At 71.1% G+C, this 7,272-nt stretch carries 6 protein-coding genes; 3 read left to right on the forward strand and 3 right to left on the reverse strand.

Annotation, left to right across the window (positions count from 1 at the left end; genetic code table 11):
- Nucleotides 1-153: 153 nt before the first annotated feature.
- Entirely contained in the window at nucleotides 154-936 is a 783-nt protein-coding gene (locus ACFY0K_RS32025; RefSeq protein WP_390642724.1) for a TetR/AcrR family transcriptional regulator, read from the reverse strand.
- 401 nt (nucleotides 937-1,337) lie between these two features.
- Here ACFY0K_RS32025 and ACFY0K_RS32030 point away from each other — a divergent pair, with 401 nt between their 5' ends.
- Complete coding sequence (locus tag ACFY0K_RS32030; RefSeq protein ID WP_390642725.1) at nucleotides 1,338-2,717, forward strand: NAD(P)/FAD-dependent oxidoreductase; 1,380 nt, start codon at nucleotides 1,338-1,340, stop codon at nucleotides 2,715-2,717.
- A gap of 192 nt (nucleotides 2,718-2,909) precedes the next feature.
- Entirely contained in the window at nucleotides 2,910-4,556 is a 1,647-nt protein-coding gene (locus ACFY0K_RS32035) for a SpoIIE family protein phosphatase (RefSeq protein ID WP_390642726.1), read from the forward strand.
- 206 nt (nucleotides 4,557-4,762) lie between these two features.
- Here the strand turns inward: ACFY0K_RS32035 and ACFY0K_RS32040 are convergent, their stop codons facing one another.
- A complete protein-coding gene (locus ACFY0K_RS32040; protein WP_390642739.1) occupies nucleotides 4,763-6,037 on the reverse strand; it encodes an MFS transporter in 1,275 nt (424 codons plus the stop codon).
- A gap of 153 nt (nucleotides 6,038-6,190) precedes the next feature.
- Between ACFY0K_RS32040 and ACFY0K_RS32045 the strand changes: the two genes are divergently transcribed.
- Nucleotides 6,191-6,739, forward strand: a complete 549-nt coding sequence (locus ACFY0K_RS32045) for a MarR family transcriptional regulator (RefSeq protein WP_351960247.1) — start codon at nucleotides 6,191-6,193, stop codon at nucleotides 6,737-6,739.
- Nucleotides 6,740-7,059: 320 nt separating this feature from the next.
- Here the strand turns inward: ACFY0K_RS32045 and ACFY0K_RS32050 are convergent.
- Nucleotides 7,060-7,272: hypothetical protein (locus tag ACFY0K_RS32050; protein ID WP_390642727.1), on the reverse strand; the 213-nt coding region annotated here is incomplete at its 5' end.

The raw sequence follows: 7,272 nt of genomic DNA on the forward strand, positions 1-7,272 counted from the left end.
ACCGCAGGCCACCCTCACTGCCACCGGGACGGCAGCGCCCCGTAAGGGGCGCGGGGAACTGCGCGACAAGCCACAACGCACCCGCACCCGCCCATGGTCGGCGCACGGCACAGGCTTCCGCGAAGGTCACCCACCGGCCAGGTAAGGACGCCGTCAGGTTCGGGACCGCAGTCCCTCCAGCAGAATCTCCAGCAACCGAGCCGAAGCCGCCGCCTGCTGCGCAGCATCCGGCAGGGACGGCGCCGCCGTGGCGATCACCAGCAGCACGTCGGACACGGAGACGTCCGGCCGCAACTCACCCGCCGCCCGCGCCCGTTCCACCAGCCGCCCCACGACGTCGAGCAGCGCGGCCGCCCCCGCGTCGTCGGCGACGTCGCCCACCGGCTCCCGCTCCTCCGGCACCAGCCGCAACTCCCCGGCACCGGTACCCGGCTGCGTCCGCTGCTGCGGCACCCGAGCCTCATCGGCCCCGGCCACGGCACCGCCGCCGACCTCCTCCGGCACCCCGACCCGCAGCACCTGCGGCGGCAGCAACCGACCCGCGCCCGACGCCACCGACGTCCGCAGGAAGCGCGACAGTGCCGACCACGGCTCGTCCTCCTGCCCGAGCGCGGCCCGCGCCTGGTCGGTCAGCCGGGAGGTCTCTTCCTCGGCTATCCGCCGTACCAGCACGTCCTTGCTCGGGAAACGCCGGTACACGGTGCCGACCCCGACCCGCGCGCGCCGTGCCACGTCCTCCATCGGCGCGCCGTACCCCAGCTCGCCGAAGACCTCGCGTGCCGCACGCAGCACGTGCTCCAGATTGCGCTGTGCGTCCACCCGCAGCGGCGTCGTCCGCGGCCCGTCACCGCGTCCGTTGCCCGCCGCCGCGCTCACCGTTCCGCCACCGGCCGCAAGAGCGGACGCCGATGACCAATGTGTGTCCTGAATATGCATCTGTGTTCCCCCGGTTAACGACGTCTCCCCCCGGAGACTCTCCCCGTCACTGAAAGCCGGAGCGAGCGGAACCACGGCCGGTCCATGCGATCCATGGACCGCGGGCCGGGCGGACCGCCCGTCGCGACCCGTTCGACCACATCCTCTGCACCCCGTCGACACACGAACATAGTTGAGAGGCTGTCAATTCAGAAGGGGGACGTTCCGCACGGTGCGCCCCCCGATCGGAGTACGGGTCGCATACCTCCGGGTTCGGTGCCTTCGTTCCCCCCTGCCCGCCCCCGCTGACCTGGTCCCTTTCGTCCGGCCCGGGGCGCGCGCCCGGCGCCCCGGAAAGCGGCCCGCCGGTCACACAAATTGCCGGGGCTGTGGACAAACAACAGTCACGGGTGCGTCATGGGATGGTGAAGGAACGTGCGCGCATTCTCGTTGTCGGCGGCGGCTACGTCGGGATGTACACGGCCCTGCGGCTGCAGCGGAGGCTGAAGCGTGAGCTCAGCCGGGGGGAGGTCGACATCACTGTCGTCACCCCCGATCCCTACATGACGTACCAGCCGTTCCTTCCCGAAGCGGCCGCGGGTTCGATTTCCCCTCGTCATGTCGTCGTACCCCTGCGGCGCGTCCTGGACCGGTGCCACGTCGTCATCGGCGAGGTGACCGCGATCGAACACGCCAAGCGCACCGCCGAAGTGGCCACCCTCGCCACCGCCGAGGAGCGAAAAGGCGCCACTTTCCTGGAGTACGACGAACTGGTCCTCGCGCCCGGCTCGATCGCGCGCACGCTGCCCATCCCCGGTCTCGCCGAGCACGGCATCGGCTTCAAGACCGTCGAGGAGGCCATCGGCCTGCGCAACCACGTCATCGAGCAGATGGACATCGCCTCCTCCACCCGCGACCCCGCGATCCGCGACGCGGCGCTCACCTTCGTCTTCGTCGGCGGCGGCTACGCGGGCGTGGAAGCCCTCGGCGAACTGGAGGACATGGCCCGCTACGCCGCGCGGTACTACCACAACGTCCAGCCCGAGGACATGAAATGGATCCTCGTCGAGGCCACCGACCGGATCCTCCCCGAGGTCGGCCCCGAGCTGGGCCGGTACACCGTCACCGAACTGCGCCGCCGCAACATCCAGGTACTGCTCGGCACCCGCCTGGAGTCCTGCGCGGACCGCGTCGCCGTCCTCAGTGACGGCCAGCGCTTCCCGACCCGCACCGTCGTCTGGACGGCCGGCGTCAAACCGCACCCCCTGGTCGCCGCCACCGACCTGCCGCGCACCCCGCGCGGACGGCTGAAATGCACCGCCGAGCTGACCATCGACGGCGTGGACCACGCATGGGCCGCGGGCGACGCCGCCGCCGTCCCCGACGTCACCGCCGCCGAACCCGGCACCGAGACCGCCCCCAACGCCCAGCACGCGGTCCGCCAGGCCCGGGTCCTCGGCGACAACATCGTCCACGCGCTGCGCGGCGAACCCCTCGACACGTACGCCCACAAGTACGCCGGCTCGGTCGCCTCGCTCGGTTTCCACCAGGGCGTCGCCCAGGTCTACGGGCGCAGGCTGAAGGGCTACCCTGCCTGGTTCATGCACCGCGTCTACCACCTGAGCAGGGTGCCCACCGTCAACCGCAAGGCCCGCGTCCTCGCCGAATGGACCCTCTCCGGGCTCTTCAAACGGGAGATCGTCTCGCTCGGATCACTCGAACATCCCCGAGCGGAGTTCGAACTCGCGGCCGGTGGAAAGCCTCCTCACAGTCCCTCAGACGACTCGAACGGGTCGTCCTGACGGAACTCAGGAACTCCACGGACCGCCCCGGCGTCTGACGGATGTCGTCGCCGACGGCCACCCTGCCAGACTGCCCCCCGACCGAGCACAAGGCTCATCCCCAGCTTCTCCCCAGAACTGCACCGGGGGACCTCCCCCGGCCCCCGGCCGCTCCCCGAGCCGGCCGGAGACGACGACACGAGGCAAGGTTTCGTGAACTTCACGCGCTGGAGCGCCCGGCTCCCCGGAACGCAGCGCCGCGCCGCAGCGCGGACCGAGCACGCGGTCTCCCCGGACCGACGAGGGGAAGGCTCCGTACCCGCGGCCCGCGCCGAACAACTGACCGACGACTCGCCCTGCGTGCCCGCGGTCGACGAACTGCCCGCCCGCGGCGTCCTCGACCACGTCCCGGCCCTGGTCGCCCTCGTCCACGGCCCCGACCACCACATCGCGTACGTCAACGACGCCTACACGACGGCCTTCGGCGCACGCCCCCCGGGCGCCCCCGCCCGCGAGGCCCTGCCCGAACTCGCGGAACTCGGCCTCCTCCCCCTCCTCGACCAGGTCCTGCGCAGCGGCAAGCCCCGCACCCTCAAGTCCCGCAAGGCGCTCGACGGCCGCACCTACACGTTCACCTGCACCCCGGTCGCCGAGAACGGCGACCGCGACGGTGGCGTCCTCCTCTTCGCCACCGACGTCACCGACCACGCCGAGGCGGCGGAGCGGCTGCGCGCCAGCGAACGCCGTCAGCGCGAGACGGCCGTGACCCTGCAGCGCTCGCTGCTCCCGCAGGAACTGGAACAGCCCGACGACCTCCGGATCGCCGCGACCTACCAGCCCGGCGGCACGGAGGCCGCGGTCGGCGGCGACTGGTACGACGTCATCACCCTCGGCGGCGGCCGCACCGCCCTCGTCATCGGCGACGTCATGGGCCGCGGTGTCCGCGCGGCGGCCGTCATGGGCCAGCTCCGTACGGCGGTCCGCGCCTACGCCCGCCTGGACCTCCCCCCGCACGAGGTCCTCCAGCTCCTCGACGGCCTCGCCACCGAGATCGACCCCAACCAGATCGCCACCTGCGTCTACGCCGTCCACGACCCCAACGAGGGGCGCCTGGTCTACGCCTCCGCCGGGCACCTCCCCATCCTCGTCCGCGACGAGCACGGCAGCGTGCTGCGCACGGAGGAACCGACGGGGCCGCCGCTCGGCACCGGCGGCTGGGTCCACGCGTCCGCCTCGGTGCCGCTGAGTCCCGGCTCGACGGCCGTCCTCTACACGGACGGCCTGGTGGAGCGCCGCGACGAGGACCTCGATCAGGGCATCGCGGCCCTGGAGCACGCACTGGCGGGCGCCACCGGCACCCCCCAGGTCATCTGCGACCGTCTGGTCCGCTCGGCCGGCGTCACGGCCGACCACGACGACGACGTCGCCGTCCTCGTCCTCCAGCACCCGGCCCGTACGGGCCCGGACAGCGACCTGTTCCGCAACGCCGCGCTGGAACTCCTCGGCGGCATCGAGGCGGCGCCACGCGCCCGTGCGTTCGCCTCCGGCGTGCTGACCAGCTGGCGCTTCCCGGCCGACCTCCACGACCTGGGCGTCCTCGCCACGAGCGAACTCGTCGCCAACTCCCTCCAGCACGGCACCCCGCCCATGCGGTTGCGGCTCCGCCGCACCGACCGCCGGCTGATCATCGAGGTCACGGACGGCGACGACCATCTCCCGCGCCGCCGCCGCGCGGAACCGGGCGACGAGTCGGGGCGGGGCATCGCCATCGTGGCGACGATCGCCTCGGGGTGGGGGTCACGGAGGACGCCCGGGGGTGGGAAGGCGGTGTGGTGCGAGTTCGTTCTGCCGAAGGGGTAGCGGGAGCGCCGTAGGGGGTGCGGCTGTTGTGTCTCGGCTGCAGGCGGGTGGGGGTTGCTCGCGCAGTTCCACGCGCCCTTAAAGGGGCGCTGTCCCGCCGCGTCCTGCATACACAGCTGCGGGCAGGCGTGCCGCAGGGCGGCACGGGTGGGCGCAGCGGCACCGTGCCAGCGCCGTAGGTGACACCCCCCGCCCCCAGCCCGCCACTACGCGGACACGGACTCCGCAGTCGCCCCGCCCCGGGCCACGACCCTGCTCCTCGCGGCCAGCCAAGGCCGGTCCTGGACGTCGGTCAGCCGCTTGCCGAGCCGGACCGCCAGGACACTGATCCCCAGCGAGAACAGCAGGAACGTCACGACGTACGGCGCGGGCAGCGAGGCCCCCAGCGGCCCGCCCACCGCCGGCCCGACCGCCAGCGCCAGCTGCTTGACCAGCGCGAACGCCGAGTTGTACTGCCCGGCCATCCCCTCCGGCGCCAGGTCGGCGACCAGCGGAGCCACCGTCGGCGACAGCATCGCCTCACCCAGCCCGAACAGCGCGTACGTAGACACGAACGCGGCCGTCGCCATCTCCTGGCTGCCGTGCCCCAGCCCCGCGTACCCGGCCGCGGCCCACGCGACGGCCCAGATCAGCCCGACCCCGGCGATCACCCGCGACCGCCGCCGACGCTCGACGAACCTGAGCACGGCGAACTGCGCGACGACGATCATCAGCGTGTTGGCGGCCAGCGCGGTGCCCAGCGCGGACGTGGATATCCCCGCCGCCTCCACGCCGTACGCGCTCAGGCCCGACTCGAACTGTCCGTAGCACGCGAAGAACAGCACGAAACCGAGCACGGACAGCTGCACCATCGCCCGGTTCCCGAGCAGCTGCCTCCAGCTGCCCTTCGCCGAGGACGCGGCCGGCGCGTCCGCGATGCGCGGCGAGTGCGGCAGCCGCACCGTCGCCATCACGACGATCAGCAGCAGGAACATCGCCGCCTCGATCGCGAAGAGCAGGGTGAAGGAGGAGACCCGGGTCGTGTCGACGAGGTGGCCGCCTATGAGGCCACCGACGCCCAGCCCCAGGTTCTGCAGGAAGAACTGCGTCGCGAAGGCCCGGGACCGGGTCTCCGCAGTCGAGCAGTCCACGATCATCGTCGCCAGCGCCGGCTGCATCACGGCCTGCCCGGCCCCGAGCAGCGCCGCGGCGGCCAGCACCGCCGGACCGCTCCCCGCCAGCCCCAGGCTCAGCGCACCCACAGCGGCTGTCACCAGGGCGGTGAGAAGGACCGGCAGTGGGCCGCGCCGCACGATCGCCCGGCCGGCGAACGGCAGCACTATCAGTGCGGCCACGGCGAAGACGGCGAGCACGACACCCGCCGTCATGGCTCCGAGTCCCCGCACCTGCGCCACATAGACGTACAGGTAGGGGACGGTGAAGCCGAGCCCGAACGCGCTGAGTGCGTTGCCCACGTGGATCCGGCGCATCGCTGCGCCCATCGCCCTGGTCACGTTCACCTCTCTCAGGTCGTCAGTCGACGGACTGCTGAAGTCTGAAGACTTTGAAGCTAAAGTTCGAAGCTAAAGTTCGAAGCTAAAGACTACATCGTGAAGGACTTCAACGCCAAGCGTGTCCGTGCGATACTTCGGACCATGGCCGACACCACCGGCGCCGGCGAGCCGACGCTCGACGAGCAGATCGCCGCCTACCAGCGCGAGTTCCAGGACCTCGACCCCCAGGTCGAGAAGATCGTCTCGGCGCTGTCCCGGCTCAACCGCCGCATGAACGTCGCCTACGGCCGGCAGACCGGCGCCCTCGGCATCAGCAACGCGGAGTGGGAGGTCCTGAAGGCCCTCGTCCTCTCCGGGGTCCCCTACCGCATGGGCCCCAGCGAACTGGCCAAGCGCCTCGGCCTCACCCCCGCCGCGATGACCCACCGCATCGACCGGATGGTCGCCGAAGGCCTCGTCACCCGGGAGAGGGACGAGTGCAACCGTGTCCGGGTGATCGTCGAGCTGACCCCCGAAGGGCGCGAGAAGTGGCTGGAGGCCATGCGTCTCGCCTCCGTCTTCGAGGAGGATCTGCTCCAGGACCTCTCCCCGGCGGAGCGTGCGGTGCTCGGCGAGGTCCTCACCCGGCTGCTTCGCCGCGTGGAGCACGCCCAGCCCGACGCCGGCGGCCGGCTCACCGACCTGGACTGATGTCGCGGCGCGCGGGTCCCGGAAAAAATCTTGACAGGGGAGGGTTGACAGCCCCCTGGACGACCCGTAATGTTCTTCGGGTTGCCGCGGAGCCGTAACGGTTCTGCGACAGCACCTCCGCCGCATGAGCGGCACCCAAACCACCAGCACGATCTCCCGACCGGGTTGATTTCGGCGTGCCCGAATTCAATTCGATATCGGGTCTCAGTGGTGCCCGGTCGGACCACAAGGCCCGATTGGGAATCGCGGAGCGGATCCGCTAGGGTTTGAGACGTCGGAACGGCCCAACAGCCGCGAAGGCGACACCCGCTGACTGGGAATCAGACGCCGAAAGGATCTGATAGAGTCGGAACCGCCGGAAAGGGAAACGCGAGAGCGGGAACCTGGAAAGCACCGAGGAAATCGGGTCGAGAAAAGATCTGATAGAGTCGGAAACGCAAGACCGAAGGGAAGCCCGGAGGAAAGCCCGAGAGGGTGAGTACAAAGGAAGCGACCGTTCCTTGAGAACTCAACAGCGTGCCAAAAGTCAACGC

Origin of the sequence: Streptomyces sp. NPDC001507 (genome assembly GCF_042894765.1) — a bacterium.
Lineage (GTDB): Bacteria > Actinomycetota > Actinomycetes > Streptomycetales > Streptomycetaceae > Streptomyces.